This is a genomic window from Reinekea sp. G2M2-21, assembly GCF_015687175.1.
In the GTDB taxonomy this organism is placed as follows: Bacteria; Pseudomonadota; Gammaproteobacteria; order Pseudomonadales; family Natronospirillaceae; genus Reinekea.
The window spans coordinates 1,031,592-1,055,414 of record NZ_JADPQG010000001.1 but is presented as its reverse complement, the minus strand read 5'-3'; the positions used below and the strand labels follow the sequence as shown (position 1 = coordinate 1,055,414).

General features: G+C 48.3%; 21 protein-coding genes. 2 read left to right on the top strand and 19 right to left on the bottom strand.

Going from position 1 to position 23,823, the window contains the following annotated elements; all coding sequences use genetic code 11:
- Positions 1-47: 47 nt before the first annotated feature.
- Positions 48-1,517 carry an IMP dehydrogenase gene (guaB, locus tag IYN85_RS04850; protein WP_196157700.1) on the bottom strand — a complete coding sequence of 490 codons (1,470 nt, stop codon included), beginning with the start codon at positions 1,515-1,517 and terminating at the stop codon, positions 48-50.
- 192 nt (positions 1,518-1,709) lie between these two features.
- Here guaB and xseA point away from each other — a divergent pair, with 192 nt between their 5' ends.
- The gene (xseA, locus tag IYN85_RS04845; RefSeq protein WP_196157699.1) at positions 1,710-3,047 is read left to right on the top strand and encodes an exodeoxyribonuclease VII large subunit; all 1,338 of its coding nucleotides are present in this window, start codon (positions 1,710-1,712) and stop codon (positions 3,045-3,047) included.
- Between the two features lie 2 nt (positions 3,048-3,049).
- Here the strand turns inward: xseA and IYN85_RS04840 are convergent, their stop codons facing one another.
- Positions 3,050-4,177, bottom strand: a complete 1,128-nt coding sequence (locus tag IYN85_RS04840; protein WP_196157698.1) for a hypothetical protein — start codon at positions 4,175-4,177, stop codon at positions 3,050-3,052.
- A gap of 152 nt (positions 4,178-4,329) precedes the next feature.
- On the opposite strand from IYN85_RS04840, the gene IYN85_RS04835 reads away from it, so the two are divergent.
- Complete coding sequence (locus IYN85_RS04835; RefSeq protein WP_196157697.1) at positions 4,330-4,893, top strand: heme-binding beta-barrel domain-containing protein; 564 nt, start codon at positions 4,330-4,332, stop codon at positions 4,891-4,893.
- A 111-nt stretch (positions 4,894-5,004) separates the two neighbouring features.
- Here the strand turns inward: IYN85_RS04835 and IYN85_RS26275 are convergent, their stop codons facing one another.
- From IYN85_RS26275 to sufB, 17 genes are all read right to left on the bottom strand, one after another.
- The gene (locus IYN85_RS26275) at positions 5,005-7,128 is read right to left on the bottom strand and encodes a M4 family metallopeptidase (protein WP_304627146.1); all 2,124 of its coding nucleotides are present in this window, start codon (positions 7,126-7,128) and stop codon (positions 5,005-5,007) included.
- A gap of 354 nt (positions 7,129-7,482) precedes the next feature.
- Positions 7,483-8,853, bottom strand: coding sequence for a ribosome biogenesis GTPase Der (gene der, locus IYN85_RS04825; RefSeq protein WP_196157696.1), 1,371 nt, complete (start codon positions 8,851-8,853; stop codon positions 7,483-7,485).
- 174 nt (positions 8,854-9,027) lie between these two features.
- Entirely contained in the window at positions 9,028-10,137 is a 1,110-nt protein-coding gene (locus IYN85_RS04820; RefSeq protein ID WP_196157695.1) for a PQQ-binding-like beta-propeller repeat protein, read from the bottom strand.
- 46 nt (positions 10,138-10,183) lie between these two features.
- Positions 10,184-10,816, bottom strand: coding sequence for a tetratricopeptide repeat protein (locus tag IYN85_RS04815; RefSeq protein WP_196157694.1), 633 nt, complete (start codon positions 10,814-10,816; stop codon positions 10,184-10,186).
- Positions 10,817-10,918: 102 nt separating this feature from the next.
- Entirely contained in the window at positions 10,919-12,196 is a 1,278-nt protein-coding gene (gene hisS / locus IYN85_RS04810) for a histidine--tRNA ligase (RefSeq protein ID WP_196157693.1), read from the bottom strand.
- A 12-nt stretch (positions 12,197-12,208) separates the two neighbouring features.
- Positions 12,209-13,327 carry a flavodoxin-dependent (E)-4-hydroxy-3-methylbut-2-enyl-diphosphate synthase gene (gene ispG / locus IYN85_RS04805; RefSeq protein WP_196157692.1) on the bottom strand — a complete coding sequence of 373 codons (1,119 nt, stop codon included), beginning with the start codon at positions 13,325-13,327 and terminating at the stop codon, positions 12,209-12,211.
- The gene (gene pilW, locus IYN85_RS04800; protein WP_196157691.1) at positions 13,324-14,115 is read right to left on the bottom strand and encodes a type IV pilus biogenesis/stability protein PilW; all 792 of its coding nucleotides are present in this window, start codon (positions 14,113-14,115) and stop codon (positions 13,324-13,326) included. The genes ispG and pilW overlap by 4 nt, the downstream gene beginning before the upstream one ends.
- A 2-nt stretch (positions 14,116-14,117) precedes the next feature.
- The gene (gene rlmN, locus IYN85_RS04795; RefSeq protein WP_196157690.1) at positions 14,118-15,275 is read right to left on the bottom strand and encodes a 23S rRNA (adenine(2503)-C(2))-methyltransferase RlmN; all 1,158 of its coding nucleotides are present in this window, start codon (positions 15,273-15,275) and stop codon (positions 14,118-14,120) included.
- A 136-nt stretch (positions 15,276-15,411) separates the two neighbouring features.
- Positions 15,412-15,837, bottom strand: coding sequence for a nucleoside-diphosphate kinase (gene ndk, locus IYN85_RS04790; protein WP_196157689.1), 426 nt, complete (start codon positions 15,835-15,837; stop codon positions 15,412-15,414).
- A gap of 180 nt (positions 15,838-16,017) precedes the next feature.
- Complete coding sequence (locus tag IYN85_RS04785) at positions 16,018-17,577, bottom strand: bifunctional diguanylate cyclase/phosphodiesterase (RefSeq protein WP_196157688.1); 1,560 nt, start codon at positions 17,575-17,577, stop codon at positions 16,018-16,020.
- Between the two features lie 117 nt (positions 17,578-17,694).
- Positions 17,695-18,120, bottom strand: coding sequence for a SufE family protein (locus tag IYN85_RS04780; protein ID WP_196157687.1), 426 nt, complete (start codon positions 18,118-18,120; stop codon positions 17,695-17,697).
- Positions 18,121-18,139: 19 nt separating this feature from the next.
- Complete coding sequence (gene sufT, locus IYN85_RS04775) at positions 18,140-18,667, bottom strand: putative Fe-S cluster assembly protein SufT (RefSeq protein WP_196157686.1); 528 nt, start codon at positions 18,665-18,667, stop codon at positions 18,140-18,142.
- Positions 18,667-19,041 carry an iron-sulfur cluster assembly accessory protein gene (locus IYN85_RS04770; protein WP_196157685.1) on the bottom strand — a complete coding sequence of 125 codons (375 nt, stop codon included), beginning with the start codon at positions 19,039-19,041 and terminating at the stop codon, positions 18,667-18,669. The genes sufT and IYN85_RS04770 overlap by 1 nt, the downstream gene beginning before the upstream one ends.
- Positions 19,042-19,061: 20 nt before the next feature.
- Positions 19,062-20,282 (bottom strand): aminotransferase class V-fold PLP-dependent enzyme, encoded by a 1,221-nt coding sequence (locus IYN85_RS04765; RefSeq protein ID WP_196157684.1) that lies wholly within the window; start codon positions 20,280-20,282, stop codon positions 19,062-19,064.
- Positions 20,279-21,565, bottom strand: coding sequence for a Fe-S cluster assembly protein SufD (gene sufD / locus IYN85_RS04760; RefSeq protein ID WP_196157683.1), 1,287 nt, complete (start codon positions 21,563-21,565; stop codon positions 20,279-20,281). The genes IYN85_RS04765 and sufD overlap by 4 nt, the downstream gene beginning before the upstream one ends.
- Positions 21,566-22,315, bottom strand: a complete 750-nt coding sequence (gene sufC, locus IYN85_RS04755) for a Fe-S cluster assembly ATPase SufC (RefSeq protein WP_196157682.1) — start codon at positions 22,313-22,315, stop codon at positions 21,566-21,568.
- Positions 22,316-22,380: 65 nt separating this feature from the next.
- Positions 22,381-23,820 (bottom strand): Fe-S cluster assembly protein SufB, encoded by a 1,440-nt coding sequence (gene sufB, locus IYN85_RS04750; protein WP_196157681.1) that lies wholly within the window; start codon positions 23,818-23,820, stop codon positions 22,381-22,383.
- Positions 23,821-23,823: the final 3 nt, after the last annotated feature.

Below are 23,823 nucleotides of genomic sequence, written 5' to 3'. Positions count from 1 at the left end.
TCATCTGCAATGAGACGCCGGCTTTTTAATTGATCGATTGTCGGTGATCAGCTTACCCGATAGTTTGGCGCTTCCTTAGTGATCTGCACGTCATGTACGTGAGACTCCTTCATACCGGCACCAGTAATCTGTACAAATTCAGGTTTAACCCGCATTTCTTCGATGGTTTTGCAGCCAGTGTAGCCCATTGCAGCACGCAAGCCACCCATAAGCTGGTGTATGACTGCAGACATGGGCCCTTTCACAGCGATGCGTCCTTCAATTCCTTCCGGTACCAGTTTCTCTACACCACTTTCTACCGTTTGGAAGTAACGATCACTCGATCCTTGCGACTGGGCCATCGCGCCCAGAGACCCCATTCCACGGTAACTCTTATAAGCACGTCCCTGAAACAGTTCAATTTCACCTGGAGATTCATCGGTACCAGCAAACATGCTACCGGCCATGATGACGGACGCTCCAGCAACAATCGCTTTTGCAACATCACCGGAAAACCGAATGCCTCCGTCTGCAATGAGTGGAATGCCGTAACTTTTTAACGCTTCTGCAACATCCGCGACCGCTGTAATTTGTGGCACACCGACACCGGCCACGATACGGGTCGTGCAGATTGAACCAGGGCCAATCCCTACCTTAACGCCATCTGCACCGGCTTCCGCTAAAGCAATTGCAGCGGCTGCTGTGGCAATGTTGCCACCGATAACATCGACTTGAGGGAAGTTTTCTTTGACCCAACGTACGCGGTCAATCACACCCTTACTGTGGCCATGCGCAGTATCCACGATAATCACATCGACACCTGCATTGACCAATGCCTCAACCCGATCGGGAGTATCTGCACCAGTGCCAACCGCGGCACCCACTCTCAACCGCCCTTCGGCATCTTTCGAAGCATTCGGGTAGGACTTAGCTTTATTGATATCTTTGACTGTCATCATGCCGGTCAGTTTGAAATCTTTATTAACCACCAGTACTTTTTCAATACGATGCTCGTGCAACAGCTCACGAACGCGTTCCTGACTTTCCCCTTCCAAGACCGTTACCAGTTTGTCTTTGCCAGTCATGATGTTGGCGATTTTTGCATCAAGATTTTTTTCAAAGCGCACATCCCGACTAGTGACGATGCCGACCAGTTCATCACCATCTAACACCGGTACGCCGGAGATATTGTGTTCTGTGGTCAGGTTCAACAGTTCGTTAACCGTTGCATCAGCGCTGATGGTAATAGGATCTCGCACAACGCCCGACTCGAACTTTTTGACTTTACGGACTTCCCGAGCCTGTTCCTGAACCGTCATGTTCTTATGAATAATCCCGATGCCGCCTTCCTGTGCCATGGCAATTGCCAGTCGAGCTTCGGTGACCGTGTCCATCGCTGCAGAAACCAGGGGGATGTTGATTTCAATATTTCGGCTGATGTGTGTTTTCAGAGAGACTTCTTTTGGCAGAACTTCAGAGTGGCCCGGAACGAGCAACACGTCATCGAAAGTCAGGGCAGTTTGAGCGATGCGCAACATAGTCTGTTTCCTTCATGGTGGCGTGGAAATAGGATTCTGATGAGTCAGTATAGATCAGCACCAGGATCGAGTTGCGGCGGCATTATAACCAGATTTGCTAAATAGCAAAGCTTTATGGCAAAATCGCTTTTTCCTATACATTGCCTTTTTGCGGGTCGTATAAAAGCCCATTCTGCTGGCCAAAATAGAATAATGCTGCCCAATCAACCGAATTCCCCGCTGAGCGTGTCGCAACTGAACCGCCAGGTAAAACAGCTGCTTGAAACCCAATACCCGGCGATTCCGGTTCAGGGCGAAATCTCAACATTAAGCAAGCCAGCCTCTGGCCATCTTTATTTCACCCTGAAAGACCAAAATGCCCAAATCCGTTGCGCTATGTTCAAAGGGTCATTGATTGGTAACCGTTACAGACCAAAACAGGGGGATGAAGTCATCGCCTACGGTAGATTGAGCCTTTACGAAGGCCGCGGTGATTACCAGCTTATTGTCAGTTCAATGCAGCCGGTCGGTGCAGGCGCTTTGCAAGCGGCTTTCTTCCAAATGCGCGATCGACTGGCAGCGGAAGGACTGTTTGAAACCCATCATAAACAACCCCTACCACAAACTATTCGCACCGTTGGCGTCGTAACGTCAAGCACGGGCGCTGCGTTTCACGACATTTTAACGGTGTTAAAACGCCGATTCCCAGCCATTAACGTCATTCTTTATCCGTCTCAGGTACAGGGAAATGAAGCAACTGCGACAATCGTCGATGCGATAAACATGGCAAATCAAAGAAACGAGGTGGATGTTCTTATTGTCGGCCGAGGCGGCGGTTCACTCGAGGACCTCTGGTGCTTTAACACCGAACCCGTGGCACGCGCCATTTTTCGATCTCACTTGCCGGTCATTTCGGCAGTTGGGCACGAAGTTGACGTATCGATAGCGGATTTTGTTGCCGACGTACGAGCTGCAACACCCTCTCAGGCCGCAGAACTGGTCAGCCCCGACCAATTTGAACTCATGCAGACCCTGGATCAAAAAGCAGCACAACTGCATAAGGCTTGGTTGAACCAGTGGCAACAGGCAGACTCGACTTTGAGCAATCTCCGTAAGCGGTTGAAAAATCCAGCTGAACAGGTAACGGCCTGGAAAGTAACATTTTCAAACCTGCAGCAACGTTTGCAAAAAGCTATTCAGCAACCGCTGAAGAATCAACAAAATCAACTGAATCACCTTACTCATCGGTTAACGCGCGTTAATCCGCAGACCCTCATTCACCAGGACAGGCAATCCGTCCAACATCTTGAAATGCGATTGCAAAAATCCATGACGTTGTCGATTTCCCCGAAACGCAGCCAGTTTCAGAAATTGGTAGCCACGCTGCAAGTGCTTTCCCCTCTATCAACGTTGGAGCGCGGATACTCGATCACCCGAGATCAGGAATCCAGAGTCATTCAAAGTATCGACCAGGTTAATTCAGGAGATGAAATGACTTCCCTGTTGAAGGACGGCCAGATAACGTCCATAGTGACCAAAACCAAGCGTTAATACTAAGGGCTCAAAGCACTATCACACGGGCTTGTTAAAGCATCTTGGCACACCTGCGCCTCTACCAGCTCAATATCAATCAGGTAGTACAGCGAAGACCAACCCCATGGCTCTCGACCGAGATTGTGGTAGAGCAGCCCGGTCATAATATCGTCCGCGCTATAATACTCATGATACTTGGCAAAATACTGAGCAGCCTTTCCTTCTATGCCGTCTTCAAGCAGCCGACTCAGGTTACCAATACCACTGTGATACGACTGCATGAGCATCAACCCAAACAAACGCTCGCGCTTCTGTTCTGGCAAATGACTAAACCGCTGGTTAAACGGATCATTTAAATTTCGCCGGTTAACGACGTACAAGCGCACAGCGCAATCTACCTGCGCCATTCGGTGCTTGTAAAACTTCTCGTCGATACCACAATCAGACAATGCCTGAGGAGTAAGTTGCAGTATCCCGACAGCATCATCTTGCGAACGAGCCTCCTTGGCACCGCCACTCTCAATCAACAGTTGCGCTAAAAACAAACTGAATGAAAAATCAGTGATAGGCTCGCGTAAATCTTGTTGCCGCTGTTGCCAAACCAACTTAACAACATCATAGAGTGACACCGGTTTTTGCTGGGTACCCGCGACTATCCCATCCCAGGTTCCCCACAATTTAGATTCTTCTGCGCGTCCGAACAATACATCCAATGAACCGGATACATTTACATGTGGTTGCCAACAGGAAAAAGCGAATGGGTAACCCATGGTTCCCTCTAGGCCGGGTAGCCAAAGTTCAACATCGCCACGCTCGAACAAGCGCTGACGAACATCATTCAGCGATTGTTGCGTTTCTTCGGAGTTCTGCGCATCGTTTTGCCATGACAAGAACCGACCTTGACTATCAAACAGAATATGGCGATTTTCATTCTCGCAATAGCCTCGGTTAAAGAGTACCCAGGAACGAATAGTCTTCAGATTACCGGTCATGCCTAAACTGATGCTATATGGCGTTTGTCGAATGATCTGCTGCCATTCCTGAACATCATCCGCATACACACAGCAAGGTATGACAAGAAAGCTCCAAAGTAAGCATTTCTTCAGGCTATTCGAACGTTTATTTCCATGGTAAAAAACTCTAAACATCCAGATCCGCTGCACCCTTCTAGCTAGGTAAAAAAAACTATCGAGCCTATTACGCTACACTTTTAATACCAAACGATAAACCCTATTCTATTGAAAAGACTCCATACACTGCGCACAGCAAAATGCTTGAAGAACAATGAAAAGGCGGAAACATGATTACCACCAACGCGACCGACTTCGGACCTCTGCAGATTTTGATCGGAAGTTGGCACGGCCAGATGGGCACTGATATAGCACCCGATCCCGACGGCACAGAAACAAATCGGTTTCGTGAAAGATTGACGTTTAATCCGGTAAGACCATTCAGTAATGCCGAAGAGCAGAACCTATTGAGCGTTCAATATCATCAGGTTATCTACCGTATTAACGACAATAAACAGATCCATGATCAATGTGGCTATTGGAGCTGGGATGCGGAAACTGATACATTAATTCATTCATTTTCAATCCCAAGGGGTTTGAGCGTCGTGGCTGGAGGACAGGTGACAAAAGACAAAAAATCCCGATTTACCTACCAAGTTGCGGCGACAGCAGATTCCGACCAGTGGTGTATTTCCCAATCGCCTTTTTTGACCGAGAAAGCCAAGACTCTGAAGTTTGAACAGTTAATGACGGTCGCAGGAAGCGAGCTGAACTATCAGCAGTCCGTTCTCGTCGACATATACGGACGGCAATTTGAACATACGGATGAAAGCACACTTATCCGGGTTGCATAACCGAAAGATCACTTCATAAAAAAGCCAGCAAACGCAATGTATGCTGGCTGACATGCTAGTTATGAGACCGGCGGATACTAAAATTTATCGCCAACCCCTTTCACATCGGACTTATTCATAACTCCAGTTGAGTGTTACACCGGAAAATGCCGTGTAGGCACGAATCCCAATGTACCAGGTATCTGCACCTGGAGAACTGAATGAGCAGGTTTCTTCATTGCCATTTTTGTACGGACGACAATTGTAACTGCTGGTTGTTGGCTGAGCACCCTTGCGAACATACAAGTCTGCATCACCGCTTCCGCCGGTAATACTAACATCCAATGACCCAGTACCCGCAGGGACCTGAACTGGGAAATACAACCAATCACGACGAGCGGCTGAAAGGTTGGTTTCCGTTCCAGAATCGCCACCAGGAGTGCTGACATCATAGCTCGCTGTTAACGACGTATTACTGTAGCTTGAGTAACCGCGCAACATGACGTAGTAAGTACCAGCCTGTGCATTGAAACTACAGTTTTCAGCATTGCCACCCACATAAGGTCGGCAATCATAGCTGCTGGTTGTAGGTGCGCTGCCGAACTTCACATACATGTCTGCATCGCCACTTCCACCGGCCATAGCGAAATTGACTGTCGTCGCATCACCCGGCACGTCGAAAGTAAAGCGCGTTTCACTACCCTGCGATCCACTTAGGCCAGACACCGTAACGCCATTCTCCAATTCCGTATCACCGGTTCCACCACCACATGACGCGGTTGAAACGCCAACCGTATTGAAAGCAGCGACGACGTCGGCCACTGAATAATTCAGGTCCGTAGCTGCACTTACCGCGCCACAAGCACCGCTGACAAAGTTAGTCGATTGAGTCCAATAGGTTTGATTGGCCAACACAAATATATCAAACGCTTTGCGTGTGTCCCAACCAGACGTAGTAGCAATCAAATAAAACGCACGGTTAAATACACCAGAACTGTAGTGCACATCCATACCGTTGTAGTAATCGGCCGCATTTCCAATGGACTTGCCATCTTTAGTAGGGTCATCCATATAACGCAGCGAACCCGTTCCTTTAAAGATATCTGCGCCGACCTTCCAGTCATTGCTACCCTTCATGAAAAACTCCGCAGCTTCACCGGCCATATCGGAAAAGGCTTCATTGATACCGCCGGACTGCCCAGAATACTGCAAGCCTGAGTTTTGCTCAGTAAAACCGTGACTGACTTCATGCGCAGAAACATCCAGACTGACTAAGGGATAAAACCTACTCGCCCCGTCACCAAAAGTCATTTGGCTACCATCCCAGAACGCATTCTCGTAGTTATTACCGTAGTGTACCCGCATGCGCAATTTCTGATTAAGAGGTGCAGTGTTGTACCAATCTGAAAACATGTTAAACACAACGTTGCCAAAGAAGTGTGCATCGTTCAGTGGCGAGTAGGCTCCGTTGGTGTATTTGTATGTATTTTCAGGACAAGTGAATGAGAACACAGATCCACCTGACGTACTGTTGTTCATGTTCACTGTTTCAACATTTGGCGAATCCATTCGACAATTATCATCAACATTCAACGGCGGGAAATCAGTTCCATAGATGTACTGACCTGTTTTTTCATTACCACCAGGACCGGTCGCGTCACGATGTGCCAGCCCGTCCCACTGATCCAGAACCACGCCGGTTTGCGCATCAATAAACATATGAGGGCGTGAAGGTTGGTCACCGTATTCGACCCACGACACGAGATAGACAAGCTGCGCCTCATCGTTGTCGTTCAATCGCACCCAGAGTTTAAATTGCTTGTTTTGAGCACTGGCGAGATAGGTTTGCAGACTTGCTTTCGACGGTTGTAGACCCTGGGTCTGTAAAATTTTTTCCGTCATGGCATGTTCAAGAATGGATTTACCGTCAAAACGAGGCGCTACTGAACTGATGTCATTGCTGATACCATCAATAAACTGCCCCTGTACAGTGGCGCTGGCGACAATACCTGCGCTCTGACGACGAACAATATTGTCGCCCCATACCGGTACACCCTGATATTGCTGCTGGAATTTTTCAACGGTTGTGCCGTTTGCCAACGTAATTGCCTTAACCAAGGCAACCTGGTTGTCATTTCCTGAAGCAAGGCTTTGTGCCAGGTGTGCAGCCGTTGCAGGTACTCGGTCTGCTGCGAATAACAGCGAAGACGTCATTAACCCTGCGACAGCCGCAAGAACCGTAGTTTGTTTATTCATTATTGTTTCCTGTTTTTTATAATCGTGAGATTTTTTTATGTGAGCACTTATTACAGGTAACTGCGGAATGATTGATTTTGACCCTACCGACTACTAATAAGAAATCTCAATATCCTTCGATGCAATTAAGGAAACAAGGTGTTGCTTTTTCTGATTGTGATCGCCATTCAAAAAATCATTTATCTACGATCGTATTTTTAGAGACTGCTCACAAAATGAGGCGAAATGTATAGAAATAGCCGTGAAAATGCTTTAAACGCTTCAAAAGTCCAATAATTGTCCAGAGACTCAACGGTTTTTTCAAATGGAAATACACGAAAAGGAGTGCACCAAACACTCCTTTGAAGCCGCAGATTATCGACCTTTGCGACCTTTTGGCTTAGTTGAACGCCGCCCTTTAGCGATATCATCATAAGGGTTTTCACTGGTTTTGAATTCAAAGCGAATTGGTGTTCCGCGCACACCAAGGGCTTTTCGGAAGGCATTTTCCAGATAACGTTTATAACTTCCAGGCAACTTTCCGACCTGATTTCCGTGGATTACCACAATGGGGGGATTCGATCCGCCCTGATGCGCATAGCGCAATTTAATGCGACGCCCCCCAATCATAGGAGGCTGGTGCATTTCGACGACCCCTTGCATCAAGGTAGTCAGATGGTTTGTGCTCCACTTACTACGCGCGCCCTCATAAGCCTCTTCAACCGACTCGTATAAATGTCCGACGTTAGTGCCGTGTTTTGCTGAAATAAAATGAATATCGGCCCAATCCAAAAACGGTAACCGACGATCAATGGCAACTTTCACAGTTTCCTTCTGATCTTCTGACAATCCATCCCATTTGTTAATGGCAATAACCAACGCTCGACCGGACTCCAATGCGAAACCCAACATATGCATGTCCTGATCCACCAGGCCGACCTGAGCGTCAACCACGATAACAACGACATTAGCGTCTTGAATGGCCTGTAGCGTTTTTACGATAGAGAATTTCTCCACCGCTTCGGTGATATTTTTTCGTCGGCGCACACCGGCAGTATCGATTAGAGTATAAGCCTTGCCATGGCGCTCATAGGGAATATAAATACTGTCCATGGTGGTACCGGGGTGATCGTAAACGACCACGCGATCTTCGCCGAGCATTCGATTGACCAACGTTGACTTCCCAACATTCGGACGACCGATAATGGCCAGTCGAATAGAGTCATCCTGTAAGGGATCGATAATTTCTTCCGGAGCGGGAAACTGCTCCAGTACGTCTTCCAGCAACGAGCGAACGCCACGGTTTTGCGAAGCGGCGATGGCGACTGGCTGCCCTAACCCGAGCTCAAAGAAATCGGCGGTGGCCACATCTGGGTCGCGCCCATCGGTTTTATTAACAACCACAGTAATGGGCTTATTGGTTTTGCGCAGATGGTCCGCAAGGAATTCATCTGCCCCGGTTAAACCGGTAATACCGTCCACCAAAAATAAGACCGCATCCGCCTCTTCGATGGCAGCAAAACTTTGCTCGGCCATTGCCGCGTCTAATCCCTCTTCAAAGCCACTGACACCGCCAGTGTCAATGACAATAAAGGGCCGATCTTCTAGTTTGCCATCGCCGTACTTACGATCCCGGGTAAGGCCCGACCAATCCGCGACCAGCGCGTCACGGGTACGAGTGAATCGGTTAAATAGTGTCGATTTGCCGACATTTGGACGCCCGACGAGGGCGATAACTGGAGTCATGATGTTTTCAACTATGTAATGAATGCATTCAGTGTAGTTCGGTTTCATCAGGACCCGGCTTTCAAGCCAGCAAAACGCAAACCACCGTACTTTCTTTTACCAAATAAAAAACGACTGATCAATTTTCAAGCAACCACGAAAGAAGCTTAAAACCAACAGTCGTTTACTTGAGCTTTATTGATTAAATGTTACCAACTTAACACGGGTACTGTGGCCCTGCATCAGGACGCCATCACCGAATGGCACCGGATCTGTTTTCGCCCCACGGTAATCGATATGGCGTGATCCCAACCATTCGCCGGTCGATTTGTCCAGTACATGCAGGTAACCCGCAACATCGCTGACAGCAAGATATTTGTCCGTTACGACCAGCTCACTCAGTTGCCGATAAGTAAAATCGCTGTTCAGCCATTGTTGTTCCAACGTTGACGGATTCATTGCAACAATTTCGCTTTTGGCGTTTACCCCATACCAAGCCCGGTCATCGACCTGAATTGAACGGTATGTAGAAAATTCGCGAGCTTGCAATACCTGCCCTGTGGCGGTATCGACGACAATCAAGTCACCCTGATAGGCGGTGGCAATCAACCGGTCGCCCAAATTGGTAACCTGGGCATCTACATCGACCAGTCGACTGACCTCGGTTTTACCGCTGGCTCGGGTTATGCGGTATTCCCAAACCACGCTGCCGTCCACAACATTCAGGGCAACAAGCTTGCCGTTGGCCAGACCGGTCACAACAGCAGGCCCTTGGTTGGTATTGATGAGCTCCGGGGTACTGGTTCCGGTCAATGTTAGATCGGGTTCCGCGTCTTGAAAACTCCACAAAAGGCGACCGGTAATTCGCTCAATGGCGTTCACACGGCCGTCGATAGTCTGCACGAAAATGCGGTTTTCAGTCATCAACGCAGGTTCCGTTGCCAACGCATTCAATGGCGTTGACCACTGCAGTTGCAACGACAGATCCGCCAGGGACACCATGCCACGCTCGTCTAAGATAACCATCTGATCTTTATTCAGGCTCAAAGGCGCGGTTATCCTGTAGCCGTGCGTACCTAATCGTGTCTGGTTTCCGCTCAGATCAATTTTAAAAATATCACCCTGTGCCAAACCAACATAGGCATGATCGCCATAAACCACCGGTGATCGTTGACCGAAGGATTTAGGAGCATGCTCGTCGCCTAAAATGTGCCACCACTGCACATCCAGCGATACCTTTGCCGGAAGCGTTTCAGGCAGCTGTGCTGGTTTTTCATTTAATCCGCCAGACGCACACGCCGTCATAACGACGGCTATGCAGCTATATAAAAAACCTTGAAGCAGTGTGTTCTTATTCAGCAACGGCTAAATCATCCAGTTTGATTTTCAAAAACGGGTTATTAACGCTCTGATCAGCGCTCATATCCAGAGCCTGTTGATAGGCAGCCCGAGCTTCATCGCGTTTACCCTGCTCCAGCAAAATATCGCCTTTCAACTCATAAGAAACGGCTTGATGCCCTTCGCCTTTAATGGCATTCAGCGTTGTCAGTGCGGCATCCAGCTTGTTCATCGCATACTGAACTTGGGCTTTGCGGTACAAAATGACCGACTGCAGCGAGGCATCGCCATTTTTTTCAGCCCACTCCAACTGCGCCAACGCCGTCGGGTAATCTTGCGCGTCAACGGCCGTTTTTGCTTCAATCAACGCCGCCATTGCGCCATAGCCCAGATCGGCATAGTCGCTCTTTAACAAATTGGTCAGAGTCTTCTGTTGCTCAAGATCTGGGGTTTCGCTGGTTATGTTCACTAACAGTTGTTCGTATGTTGCTGATGCTTCGAACCGATGTTTTTCGGCGCTGGCGATATACCAGTGATAACCAATAAAGGCAGCCAAAAAAACAACAAAGCCGCCGATAACCCAGTTGCCGTTCTGGCTCCACCAGCCTTTCATCGCTTCAATCTGTTCCTGATCCGTTTCGTACACGCTTATAACTCCCAAAAACACAAAATTGCCGGCTCAATGCCGGCTTTTCTTATGACTATCGGTGTGAATGCTAACACCGGTTATTTAAAATTCAGCGCAGGATTATAGCCCTAGTCGCCCCAGAACTTCAGCCACTTCAGACCAAGAAGATGCCTGTTGCTCGTTATTTCCTTGTAAATCTTTGACCTGAACCTGCTCTGAGCGAGCTTCTTCATCACCAAGAATCAATGCGACAGAAGCACCCGACTTATCAGCCTTCTTCATCTGATTCTTGAAACTACCGCCGCCACAGTTCATTTGCAGGCGAATGCCGGGCTTATCTGAACGGACTTGCTCAGCCAACTTCAACGCTACTGCTTCGGCTTCATTACCTGCAGCGACCAAAAACACATCGATGGTCTTGTGAATGGTTTCAGGCACGACATTCAGCGCTTGTAAAAGCAGCAAAATGCGCTCGATACCCATCGCAAATCCGGAAGCTGGAGTGGGTTTACCGCCCAGCATGGGAACCAGACCATCATAGCGTCCGCCACCACACACCGTGCCCTGAGCCCCGAGTGCATCTGTCATCCACTCGAAAACGGTTTTGGTGTAGTAATCCAAGCCACGTACCAGTCTTGGATTCACGACATAGGCAACACCGGCGCTGTCTAATAGCTTACAGAGTTGCTCAAAATGCAGTTTCGATTCTTCGTCAATATAATCATCAAACTGTGGTGCATCATTCAGTAAGGCCTGCGTTGATGCAGATTTACTGTCCAGAATTCGCATTGGATTGACATAGAGTCGACGCTGACTGTCGTCATCCAATTTATCTTTCACACCCTCAAGATAATCCACCAGCGCTTTGCGGTAACGAGCACGCGCTTCACTGCTACCCAACGTATTGAGATGAAGGGTTAAAGACTCTGACACACACAGATTTTTAAATAACCGGTGCGTGAGCAGGATCAATTCGGCATCGATATCCGCACCGGCCATCCCAAACGTTTCAACGCCGATCTGATAAAACTGACGATAACGGCCTTTTTGCGGTCGTTCATAGCGAAACATAGGGCCGTGATACCACAGGCGCTGTATCTGATTGTGCAGTAAACCATGCTGCAACGCAGCACGCACGCATCCTGCGGTGCCTTCGGGTCGCAATGTCAGGCTGTCATCATTGCGATCATTAAAGGTATACATTTCTTTTTCCACGATGTCGGTGTGTTCCCCGACACCGCGAGCGAATAACTCCGTTGCCTCAACGATAGGCAGGCGGATTTCGCGATAGCCATATTGACTGAGTACCGATTTAACCTGACCTTCAAGATACTGCCACAGAGGGCTGTCTGACGGCAGAATATCATTCATTCCGCGGATGGATTGCAGCGTAGACAAACGAGTCACTCCTTAAGTTTTTGCAATGATCGCATTTTCCAACCGATCTTTTTCTTTGATTTTTTGCCGGATCAAGGCTTCAAAATGATCAACCAGCTGAGCATTATCCACTTTGTGATCTGGCGCACCGGACACATACACCAGATTATTGGGCGTACCACCAGTAATACCAAGATCGGCCTCTTTTGCTTCGCCAGGACCATTGACAACACAACCGATCACTGCGACGTCTAAAGGTGTCAGAACATCTTCAAGCCGGCTTTCCAACTGATTCATGGTACTTATTACATCGAAATTCTGCCGCGAACAACTCGGACAGGCAATAAAGTTAATACCCTTGCTGCGCAACCGCAGGCTCTTGAGAATATCGAAACCGACTTTAATTTCTTCTACCGGATCGGCCGCCAATGACACCCGCAAGGTATCGCCAATGCCATCCATCAACAGCATGCCCAAGCCTACAGCCGATTTCACGGTACCGCTGCGCAAGCCGCCTGCCTCGGTTATACCCAAATGCAAGGGTTGCTCAATCTGATTAGCGATCTGTCGGTAGGCAGCGACTGTCATAAAGACGTCCGACGCCTTCAAGCTTAATTTGAAATTTGGATAATCCAACCGGTCCAGAATATCAATATGACGCATGGCGGATTCAACCAGAGCCTCAGGGGTTGGTTCTCCATATTTCTTCTGTAGATCTTTCTCCAAGGAGCCTGCGTTCACGCCAATTCGGATAGGAATATTTTTGTCACGCGCAGCATCGACAACCGCTCGAACGCGATCTTCCCGTCCAATATTGCCAGGGTTAATACGCAGACAATCGACACCCAGTTCGGCAACCCGCAGCGCGATTTTATGGTCGAAATGAATGTCGGATATCAGCGGCACATTGACGCGCTGACGGATTTTCCCAAAAGCTTCCGCCGCTTCCATGGAAGGCACGGAAACGCGGACCAGATCGGCACCGGCGTTTTCAAGTGCTTGGATCTGAGCCACTGTCGCGTCGACATCGCAGGTTTCTGTATTCGTCATGGACTGAACAGCAATGGGCGCATCGCCGCCAATGGGCACATTACCGACCCATATTTTTCGGGATACTCGACGTTTTATCGGGCTTTCGTGTTGCTTATTCATGAAGCGTCCTTCTCCGCTTTCCATTTCAGGTAATTTTGATATTCGGCGGAGTCTGCAAACTGATTGCGCAACTGAAGTATCAGAGATGAAACCGCATTACTGTCTCCGGCCATATCCGCTAACTGAATACCTAACCACAGTGTCGCCGCCGAATGGCGCGACAACTGCCCTCGGACCAAGCCGACAAATTCGTTGTATTGTTTATAGGCGGCGGCATAATCCTGTTGCGCAAAGTAGATGTTGGTTAACCCGATATGGCTGTTTGCCAACATAGGATTCAGCGTCACTGCCCGCTTAAAATATCCAATTGCTTCATCGGTTTTTTCAAGGCGATTGGCGACAACGCCCTGGTATTCAAAAGCACGGGCACGGCGAACGTAAATCGTATCCTTCAAGACATCTTTGAACTCACGGTAAGCACCTTTCAGGTCACCACGATTGTATAAATAAACGCCAAACTGGAAATGCCCTTCCGTTGTTTCTTCATATCGCAGTGCTTTCTTGAAATGATGCTCCGCTAGGTCATATTCGAGTTCCCGGTCATAGACCCGAGCCAATCCCATATGGGCACCGGCTGACTTGGAATTGATATCCAACGCTTTGGTCAATGCCCTTTTCGCTTCCTGCATATTGCCCTGTTCAAAGTACCCATAACCTATCTGAACATAAGTTTGTTCGGCTTTTGCCAAGTCTTTTTTGTCATCATAAGGACTGATCGTGGTGGTGATACAACCCACCAGCAACAGGCTGAGCAACAATAGGCTGAGTTTGCTGACTGCTTTTCTCATTATTATGAACTCCGATCACTGCGACGATTGGCGACGGTCGCTGCTGTGTGCCCTAACTCGACGGCTTCGATAAATTTTACCGAGCGCCGGGTTTTATCGACAACCTGCCCGACCAATTGGCCGCAGGCTGCATCGATATCATCGCCACGGGTTTTACGAATCGTTACATTGTATCCAGCTTGCTGCAGAATGTCCTTAAATCGATGAATGCGATTATTACTCGGACGCTCATAACCAGAGTTCGGGAACGGATTAAAGGGAATCAGGTTGATTTTACAAGGCGTACTCTTGAGCACTTGCGCTAATTCATGTGCATGTTCTTCCTTGTCATTGATCTGATTCATCAGGGTGTATTCAATCGTCACGACTCGTTTGTCGGGCAGACGGGCAAAATAAGCGTTGACGGCAGCCAGGGTTTCATCGATACCGTAGCGCTTATTGATAGGGACCAACTCATTGCGCAAGGCATCATTTGGAGCATGAAGCGACAATGCCATAGACACATCGGTCACTTCGGCGAGGTCATAAATACGGGGTACTACGCCCGATGTACTGACAGTGACCCGACGTTTCGACAGGCCGTAAGCGTTATCTTCCATCATCAGGTTCATGGCTTCAACGACATTATCATAGTTGAGCAACGGCTCGCCCATGCCCATCATGACCACATTAGTCACATGTCGTTCACGCTTTTTACCGGGTTCATCCCAAGAGCGGGCCGCCACCCACAACTGACCGATAATTTCAGCCGCGCTTAGATCTCGGTTAAAGCCCTGCTTACCGGTTGAACAGAAAGAACAATCCAATGCACAGCCTATTTGTGAGGACACACATAGGGTGCCGCGATCATCCTCTGGAATAAATACCGTCTCGACCGCGCTGCCTCCAGGCATCTTCATGACCCATTTACGGGTACCGTCTTTGGAATATTTTTTAAAAGTAACTTCCGGTGCGACAATCTCAGCACAGGTTTTCAACTTTTCGCGCAAGGCGACGCTGACATCGGTCATATCATCGAAATTATCAACCCCACGTTGATGAATCCATTTCAACACCTGGGTCGCGCGAAACCGCTTCTCACCCAGCTCTTCCATAAAAAAGCGTTCCATGGAAGCCATTCCCATACCGAGCAAGTTAACTTTCTGTGTTGATTGGGTCATTTACTTCACCTATTAAACCGATTTATCTCGACGTTCAGCGTCTTTTCTAAAACTCAAAAGGGAGGCCAGTACAATACTGGCCTCCCTTAGCAGTAATGATGTCAGTTGCCGGGGAATTACCCCAGCATCCGCTACTTTATCGAGAATGAATTTCGTTTTCTTCGAAAAAGTACGCAATTTCACGAGCCGCTGACGCAGGTGCATCTGAACCGTGTACGGAATTAGCATCAATACTTTGAGCAAAATCATGACGGATTGTACCAGCTGCAGCGTCTGCTGGGTTAGTCGCACCCATAATTTCACGATTTTTAACAATTGCGTTTTCGCCTTCCAAAACCTGCACCATTACCGGTCCAGAGGTCATGAACTCAACCAGATTTGGAAAGAAAGGACGCTCTTTATGCTCTGCGTAGAACCCTTCAGCCTGCTCTTTCGACATATGGATCATTTTGGAAGCAATGATTTTTAACCCTGCAGACTCAAAACGGGAGTATATTTTACCCACCAGGTCACGGGCCACTGCATCAGGTTTCACAATAGAAAAAGTACGTTCAATCGCCATTACAATTCTCTCCAGGTAGTCTTTGTTGTATTTTCGGCGGCGGATTATACGGTTCGAACGCCTATGATGCCATCCATAAAAAACTGAACTTTTACAGATTTTGTATCGAAATGCAGACAACGGAGCAGATAGTTCGGACTCAAGGGGCATTGAGGTGATCTTAGCCGATTGAGCAGCGGATCAGTTAAGCTTGTCCCAGATGTGTTCGTCTAATGCAGCAACATCGCTGCTGACCAGAAAGCGAGTTTCAGCTTCTTTGGCCGACAATGGCTGGCTGTAATAATAGCCTTGCAGAGAATCCGCCATCATTTCACGCAGTACATGCGCTTGCTGTGGCGTTTCCACCCCCTCAACAACAACTTCCATCGACAGACCGTGAGCGATGGATATGATCGCTTGTACCATTTTTCGGTCTTTATCGTTACTGCATAAACCATCCACAAAAGACTTATCAACTTTGATAACGTCAAATGGTAATTGATTCAAATACGAAAGCGATGAAAAGCCTGTACCGAAATCGTCCAAAGCCAACTTAATGCCAAATTGTTTGAGCGATTTAATGTTTGCAAGGGTCCGATCAGAAGCCCGCAAAAACAGCCCTTCGGTGACTTCCAGTTGAATTGAGTTTGCTTGTAATCCGGTTTGCTTAATCGTTGATTTCACCGCAGACAAGATTGATTCATCCTGAAATTGTCGCGGAGATACGTTAATCGACATAACCAAGGGGCGTTGATGCTTCACCTGCCAAAGTTTCAGTTGTTGCGTTGACTCCCGCAGTACCCAGTTACCAATATCGGATATCAACCCGATTTGCTCAGCAATAGGGATAAATTCAGCAGGGGACACACGCCCTAATTCCGGATTTGTCCAGCGAATGAGCGCCTCAAAGCCTTTCAACTGCTTGTCTTTGACAGAAATGATGGCTTGATAAGCAAGGGAAAACTCACCGCGGTCGAGGGCGCCACGCAGCATCTGGTCCACCTTCAACCGTTCTGCAGCTGAATGATTCAGGCTTTGACTGTAAAACGAATAGCCTTTCCGGCCATTCGCCTTGGTTACTTTCAAAGCACTTTCTGCCCGCCGGATCAGGGCTTCACTGTCGCCACCGTCAATGGGGCCCACTGCGATACCAATACTGGCAGAAACGGTGAGCTGGCGGCCTTGTAACTCAAATTGATTACCCATTTCCGCAATAATCCGGCGTGCGACCAGTTCTGCGGCCATAGCATCTTGAATGGTGGGCAAAATGATGATGAATTCATCGCCACCGTGGTATCCGAGCAAATCGCCTTTCTTCACCAGGTTCTTTAGCCGCAGACCTACTTTGGTGATCAGCTGATTGCCCAGGGTATGACCCAGAGCCTCGTTAAATTCTTTAAAAAAATCGAGATCCAGATACAAAACGGCGCAGGATTGTTGTCGTTTAATGGCTACATCCAGCAACTCGTCCAATCGCTCTTTGATGTAGATCCTGCTATTCAATCCGGTCAGCGGATCTTTGTTGACACTTTGCCGAACGTTATTCAGTTCACGATTTGCTTCGAATTTCGCAAACCGACTTGCTTCAATATCGGCCTGATAACGACGTTCAATCTTGGGATTCAGGTAAAAAAGCAAAGCAACAGGAATGACCAATAAGGTTATTATTAGCCAATCAACATCCACAAACCAATACACGACCGCAAGCATCGCTTGTACAAGCGCGATCAAAACTGCGATTTTAACGGATGTTGGCTTCAAATTGATTCCTGCTCACTTTAGACAGCTAAGTAACAGATTACGTCGCTGAGTATTCGGTTCGGACTCAGGTTTTCTAAAGTCAACCTGCGCCCACATAACCAGTTATGTCGTAGAGGACTATTGAATACTTTGTGCAGTGTCTTTTATTTTTTGAACCATGGCTCTTAAGCCATTTCCACGGGTTGGACTCAGGTGCCGCACTAAGTCCAATTGATTAAAGTAGTTTTCAACATCAAAGTCCAGAATGCTTTGCGCGGACTTACCATTGAAAGCTGCCAACACCACTGCCAACAACCCCTTCACAATATGGGCATCGGAATCGACCTGAAAGGTTAAGTGATCGGGTTCAACCTCCGGCACCAACCAAACCTGGCTTTGACAACCTCGAACAAGATGCTCATCGACCTTGAGAGACTCATCAATTGCCGGTAATTCCTTGCCCAGATCAATGATGTATTTATATCGCTCCTCCCAGGAGTCAAAAAAAGACAAAGTCTCAATAATGTCTTCGGTGGTAACGTCCACGCCGAATACCTGGCTCATAATCTACCTTTAAAATGGGTTAAAAAAACAGCCCCGTTTCAAGCTGGGCTTCTTCTGACATGCGATCACGACTCCACGGAGGGTCAAAAATGAGTTCAACGTCGACCCGCTCGACATTGGGTACCTTGGCCACACGATACTTGACGTCATCAACCAGTACGGGACCCATTCCACAGCCTGGCGCCGTCAAAGTCATCTTGATATTGACCTGATGATCACTGGCTGTCACGTCATACACCAAACCCAGCGCTACAATGCTGACCGGTATTTCCGGGTCAAAAATGGTATCCAGTGCCTGCCATACTTGATCCAACACTATCTCAGGCCCATCCACATCCGCAAACTCAAGGACTTCTGGTTCAAAACCGATGGCATCGGCATCGGTCCCGTCAATACGGGCCATATTACCTTGATGAACCACGGTATAGTTGCCACCCAGGCTCTGAGTCAGCGTAATAAATGAATCTTTGGGGATGGTGATGGGCGTCCCGACGGGGACCAATCTTGCGTCAACGTCACGTGTCGTCACAACCATGCGTCGTTCCATCAGTCGCTCTCCACCACGAAGCTCTCACCACAGCCACACTCTCCTGTGACATTTGGATTATTGAATTTGATCACTTCGTTAAGCCCGTCTTTTTTAAAATCAATTTCAGTGCCCTGCACGATAGCTCTGGCTTCGTTTTGTACATACAGCACCAAGTTATCGTTAATCGCGACCTTGATATCGCCCGTGACCGGTTCAGTCACCAGTGCAATGCGATACATATAGCCAGAACAGCCGCTTTCTTCGATAAACAATCGTACAGCCTTCTCACCCGCTTTGATCAGCTGACGGTTAAAATGAGCGATCGCGGAGTCTGTCATCCTAATGTCTAAATTCGTGTCTAACCCGTTCGGGTCAAATGATTGTACTGACATTGTCATTACCCTTAAGGTGGTTATAAAAGAAACATTTTCACTTTATCCAGCGCCGCAAACAAAGCATCCACATCCGCTCGACTGTTATACATGGCGAAACTCGCGCGCACCGTACCAGGCACCCCATAATGCTCCATGATGGGCATGGCACAATGGTTCCCGGTTCGTACAGCAACACCTTGCTGATCGAGTAAAGTCCCCACATCATGAGGGTGTGTGCCATCGATTAAAAAACTCAACACACCGGCCCGATGCTTTGCCCGGCCAACCAAGCGCAGGCCTTCATACTCACTGGCCCGTTTCAATGCGTAACCCAATACATCGTTCTCATGTGCTACGACGTCATCTCGGTCAAAGGTGTTCAGATAATTCATGGCAGTCGCCAAACCGATGGCACCTGCAATATTTGGCGTGCCGGGTTCAAATTTGTACGGCAATTTATTGTAGGTGGTCTTGGCAAATGAAACGGTTTCAATCATTTCACCACCGCCCATGAACGGTGTCATGTCGTTTAACAATGCCCGCTTTCCATACAGTACACCGATACCGGTCGGACCGTACAGTTTATGGCCGGAAAAGGCATAAAAATCACAATCCAGTTCTTGCACATCCACCGCCCAGTGAGCCACCGCTTGGGCACCGTCGACTAACGTTAACGCTCCGATTTCATGCGCCGCGGAAATAATTTCCCGTACCGGATTAACGGTTCCAAGTGCGTTGGATACATGCCCAATCGATACAAACTTAACCGCATCACTGAGCATCGCACGGTACTTTTCCAGATCGACATCACCATCTTCCGTTACCGGAATAGCCTGCAATTGAGCACCTGTTTTTTCACACACCATTTGCCAGGGCACAATGTTGGCGTGATGCTCCATCTCCGAGACCAGAACCTGATCACCCGGCTTCAGGTTAGAAAGCCCCCAGCTGAAAGCAACCAAATTAATACCTTCGGTAGTGCCCTTAGTCCAAATTACTTCTTCGCTGAATTGGGCATTGAGAAACTGGCGAACCGTCTCACGAGCCGATTCAAATGCGGCGGTCGAGCGATCGCTCAAGGTGTGAGCTCCTCGATGCACATTACTGTTATCGTAACGGTAATAATGGCTGATGGCTTCGATAACCGCTTCCGGCTTTTGCGTGGTCGCGCCATTATCGAGGTAGACCAAAGGCTTACCGTTAATTTCCTGATGTAAGATCGGGAAATCAGCCCGAACCTTTTCAACATCAAAACTCATAAAATATGTCTCGCTAAATCGGCTTGCTTCTGGGCAAATAACGTTGCCAACAAAGGACGCAGCAACGTCTGTACAGGCTGGTCATTCAAAGCATCCAATAGCTCATTGATAAAACCGAAGCTCAACATGACTTCGGCTTCTTTTTTACTGATGCCCCTCGCCTGAAAATAAAACAGCAGGCTTTTGTCCAACTGCGCAATGGTCGCACCGTGCGCACAGCGTACATCGTCCGCATAGATTTCCAATTCTGGCTTGGTGTCGATTTCCGCGTGATCGCTGAGCAACAGGTTACGGTTATTCATTTCCGCGACCGATTTCTGAGCATCTTTATGAATGTGAATTCGACCGTTAAAGACGGCTTTGCCGTGGTCTGCCATAATGCCACGAAAAATCTCTGAAGATGTGCAGTTGGGTACTTCGTGCTCCAAAGTCGTATGATAATCGATCACTTCATGGCCTTTTGGCAGGTATACTCCGTTCAGGCTTAACTCTGCTCCTTCGCCTCGATGCCGAATGGTGATGTCCTTGCGTTTCAAAATACCGCCAACAGCCATATGAAAAGAAGACAACGATGCGAAACGGGACAGGCTCCCAGTCACCCGACCAATATGCCGCACCTCACCTTCCTCCAAGAGCAAGTGATAATGCGTTAATTGCGCATTATCTCCGACATACAACGCCGTATTGGCATTCACCAAAACACGTGCTTCGGCCGTGGCCGAAAAAGTTTCAGCAATTGTCGCCCGGGCACCACTTTCCAGTTCGACCAACACTTGAGTACTGGTCACCACGTCAGCACCGCTACTGATAAAATTCAAGTGAATCGGCTGTGCAACCTGAATGTCTTTGGCCACCTTCAGCCAGTAACCTTCAGTCAGCAAGCTTTGGTTCAACGCGTCAAACTCAAAACCAGCTCGCTCAGAATCAACCTTCTGCAAAAACGTCAACCCCTCAGCTTCGGAGCAGTCACTTAAGCGATGCAGAGTGACACCGTCAGGCAATTTTGGCGTATTCACCAACCGACCATTAACGAAATCAATGGAAATTTCTTGCCAATCCACAAACCGGATTCCGTCGGCGACGGCGTCAGGAGTCTCTGCCTGCCAGGAAATACCCTGCAGAGACTTTAACGATGTATATTTCCAATTTTCGGTTTTGCGTGTTGGCCAAGCGGTTTGACTCAACACTTGCTGACCTTGCTGCTGCCAGTGAACCAACCAATCCGGCTTGGGCTGATCAGCGAGCGCGGCCAATGCTTTATCGATATTAAGCTCAGTGCGCACTTAAACTGTCTCCCCTTCAATCCAACGGTAACCTTCTTTCTCCAGTTCCAATGCGAGCTCTTTGCCACCAGATTTAACGATTTTTCCGTCCGCTAATACGTGGACATAATCTGGAACAATGTAATCCAGCAAGCGTTGGTAATGTGTTACCACGATGAAAGAGCGATCAGGGCTTCGCAATGCATTAACCCCTTCGGCAACTACTTGTAACGCATCGATATCCAGACCTGAATCGGTTTCGTCGAGAATACACAGTGACGGCTCCAACAACATCATCTGCATAAGCTCGTTTCGCTTTTTCTCCCCCCCTGAAAAGCCCTCGTTTACGCCTCGCTTTAAGAAGTCGGCGGGCAGATTCACGGCTTTGCTTTTCTCGCGGGCCAGCTTAATAAATTCAACGGAACTGTAAGGCTCCAAACCTCGCGCTTCCCGTACAGCATCCACAGATGCTTTGAGAAATTCCATATTGGAAACACCGGGAATTTCGACCGGGTACTGAAATGCCAGGAACAAACCTTTACGCGCACGTTCTTCAGCGTCCATGTCCAGTAGGTTTTCACCATGAAGTTCGGCGCTGCCATCGGTGACCTCGTAGCCATCACGACCGGCCAATACATAACCCAATGTACTTTTACCAGCACCATTTGGTCCCATGATGGCGTGGACCTCACCGGGTTTAACATCGATATTCAGACCTTTAAGAATATCTTTATCTTCAACTTTGGCTTTCAAATTTTTAATGGTTAACATAGTTAGCTGAGCCTTTGAGCAATTCTATTAATTCGGACACCGGGCATTCGGGGTCGGCGTTGGCCTTATCCGACCGCGCCTTCCAGCGAGACTTCCAGAAGTTTTCCGGCTTCAACGGCAAACTCCATGGGTAATTCTTTAAACACTTCCTTACAGAAACCGTTCACAATCATCGACACGGCTTTTTCCGGGTCGATGCCGCGTTGTTGACACAAAAACATCTGGTCATCGCTGACTTTCGACGTTGTTGCCTCGTGTTCAACGATCGCCGAAGGGTTTTTGCTCTCGATATAAGGAAAGGTATGCGCGCCGCAGCGATCACCAATCAACAGAGAATCACATTGGGTAAAGTTGCGCGCTCCTGATGCACCCGGGTTCATTTTGACCAACCCCCGATAACTGTTTTGGCTGGTCATGGCGCTGATGCCTTTGGAAATAATGGTCGACCGGGTATTTTTCCCGATATGAATCATTTTCGTGCCCGTGTCAGCTTGCTGATGATTGCTGGTTAATGCGACGGAGTAGAACTCACCAATACTGTCATCACCTTTCAGAATACAGGATGGGTATTTCCAGGTTACGGCGGAACCCGTTTCCACCTGAGTCCAGCTGATCTTCGCCCGGTGATGTGCGATGCCACGCTTGGTTACAAAATTATAAATACCGCCTTTGCCTTCAGCATCACCGGGATACCAGTTCTGAACCGTTGAGTATTTAATTTCAGCGTCGTCCATGCACACCAGTTCAACGACCGCGGCGTGCAGTTGGTTTTCGTCCCGCATTGGCGCAGTACAACCTTCCAGATAACTGACATGACTGCCTTCGTCGGCAATGATCAAGGTTCGTTCAAACTGTCCAGTTTTCGCTTCGTTGATCCGAAAGTATGTCGACAGCTCCATTGGACAACGAACACCTTTCGGGATGTAAACAAACGAACCGTCAGAGAACACAGCAGAATTCAGCGCAGCGTAATAATTGTCTCGTTGCGGAACGACCGAACCCAGATACTTTTTCACCAAATCTGGATACTCGTGTACCGCTTCAGAAATTGGGCAGAAAATCACCCCAGCATCGGCAAGCTTCGCGCGAAATGTGGTTCCCACCGAGACGGAGTCAAAAACCATATCCACGGCGACACCAGCCAGGACTTCTTGCTCGTGCACCGGAATACCGAGCTTTTCATAAGTCGCCAACAGTTCTGGGTCGACCTCATCAAGAGATTTGGGCCGGTTTTCTTCCATGCTTTTTGGCGAAGAATAGTAGGACAATGCTTGAAAGTCGGGCTTTGGATAGGTCACGTGCGCCCAGTCCGGCTCAGTCATTTCCTGCCACGCGCGATAGGCTTTCAAGCGCCACTCCAACAACCATTCTGGCTCATTTTTCTTACTGGAGATGAGTCGGATGACGTCTTCGCTCAAGCCAACAGGGATTGTCGATGATTCTACGTCCGTGACAAACCCTGCTTTGTATTCTGACTTTATATACTGCTTAACTTCTTCACTCATAAC

What these genes read in the sequence shown, in the direction of transcription:
- IYN85_RS04765 (WP_196157684.1), bottom strand. Translation starts at nt 20,282, where the DNA reads ATGAGTTTTGATGTTGAAAAGGTTCGGGCTGATTTCCCGATCTTACAT.
- IYN85_RS04840 (WP_196157698.1), bottom strand. Translation starts at nt 4,177, where the DNA reads ATGTTTAGAGTTTTTTACCATGGAAATAAACGTTCGAATAGCCTGAAG.
- IYN85_RS04770 (WP_196157685.1), bottom strand. Translation starts at nt 19,041, where the DNA reads ATGTCAGTACAATCATTTGACCCGAACGGGTTAGACACGAATTTAGAC.
- pilW (WP_196157691.1), bottom strand. Translation starts at nt 14,115, where the DNA reads ATGAGAAAAGCAGTCAGCAAACTCAGCCTATTGTTGCTCAGCCTGTTG.
- ndk (WP_196157689.1), bottom strand. Translation starts at nt 15,837, where the DNA reads ATGGCGATTGAACGTACTTTTTCTATTGTGAAACCTGATGCAGTGGCC.
- rlmN (WP_196157690.1), bottom strand. Translation starts at nt 15,275, where the DNA reads ATGACCCAATCAACACAGAAAGTTAACTTGCTCGGTATGGGAATGGCT.
- ispG (WP_196157692.1), bottom strand. Translation starts at nt 13,327, where the DNA reads ATGAATAAGCAACACGAAAGCCCGATAAAACGTCGAGTATCCCGAAAA.
- sufB (WP_196157681.1), bottom strand. Translation starts at nt 23,820, where the DNA reads ATGAGTGAAGAAGTTAAGCAGTATATAAAGTCAGAATACAAAGCAGGG.
- IYN85_RS04820 (WP_196157695.1), bottom strand. Translation starts at nt 10,137, where the DNA reads ATGACGGCGTGTGCGTCTGGCGGATTAAATGAAAAACCAGCACAGCTG.
- IYN85_RS04780 (WP_196157687.1), bottom strand. Translation starts at nt 18,120, where the DNA reads ATGAGCCAGGTATTCGGCGTGGACGTTACCACCGAAGACATTATTGAG.
- guaB (WP_196157700.1), bottom strand. Translation starts at nt 1,517, where the DNA reads ATGTTGCGCATCGCTCAAACTGCCCTGACTTTCGATGACGTGTTGCTC.
- IYN85_RS26275 (WP_304627146.1), bottom strand. Translation starts at nt 7,128, where the DNA reads ATGAATAAACAAACTACGGTTCTTGCGGCTGTCGCAGGGTTAATGACG.
- sufC (WP_196157682.1), bottom strand. Translation starts at nt 22,315, where the DNA reads ATGTTAACCATTAAAAATTTGAAAGCCAAAGTTGAAGATAAAGATATT.
- sufT (WP_196157686.1), bottom strand. Translation starts at nt 18,667, where the DNA reads ATGGAACGACGCATGGTTGTGACGACACGTGACGTTGACGCAAGATTG.
- der (WP_196157696.1), bottom strand. Translation starts at nt 8,853, where the DNA reads ATGACTCCAGTTATCGCCCTCGTCGGGCGTCCAAATGTCGGCAAATCG.
- xseA (WP_196157699.1), top strand. Translation starts at nt 1,710, where the DNA reads ATGCTGCCCAATCAACCGAATTCCCCGCTGAGCGTGTCGCAACTGAAC.
- IYN85_RS04835 (WP_196157697.1), top strand. Translation starts at nt 4,330, where the DNA reads ATGATTACCACCAACGCGACCGACTTCGGACCTCTGCAGATTTTGATC.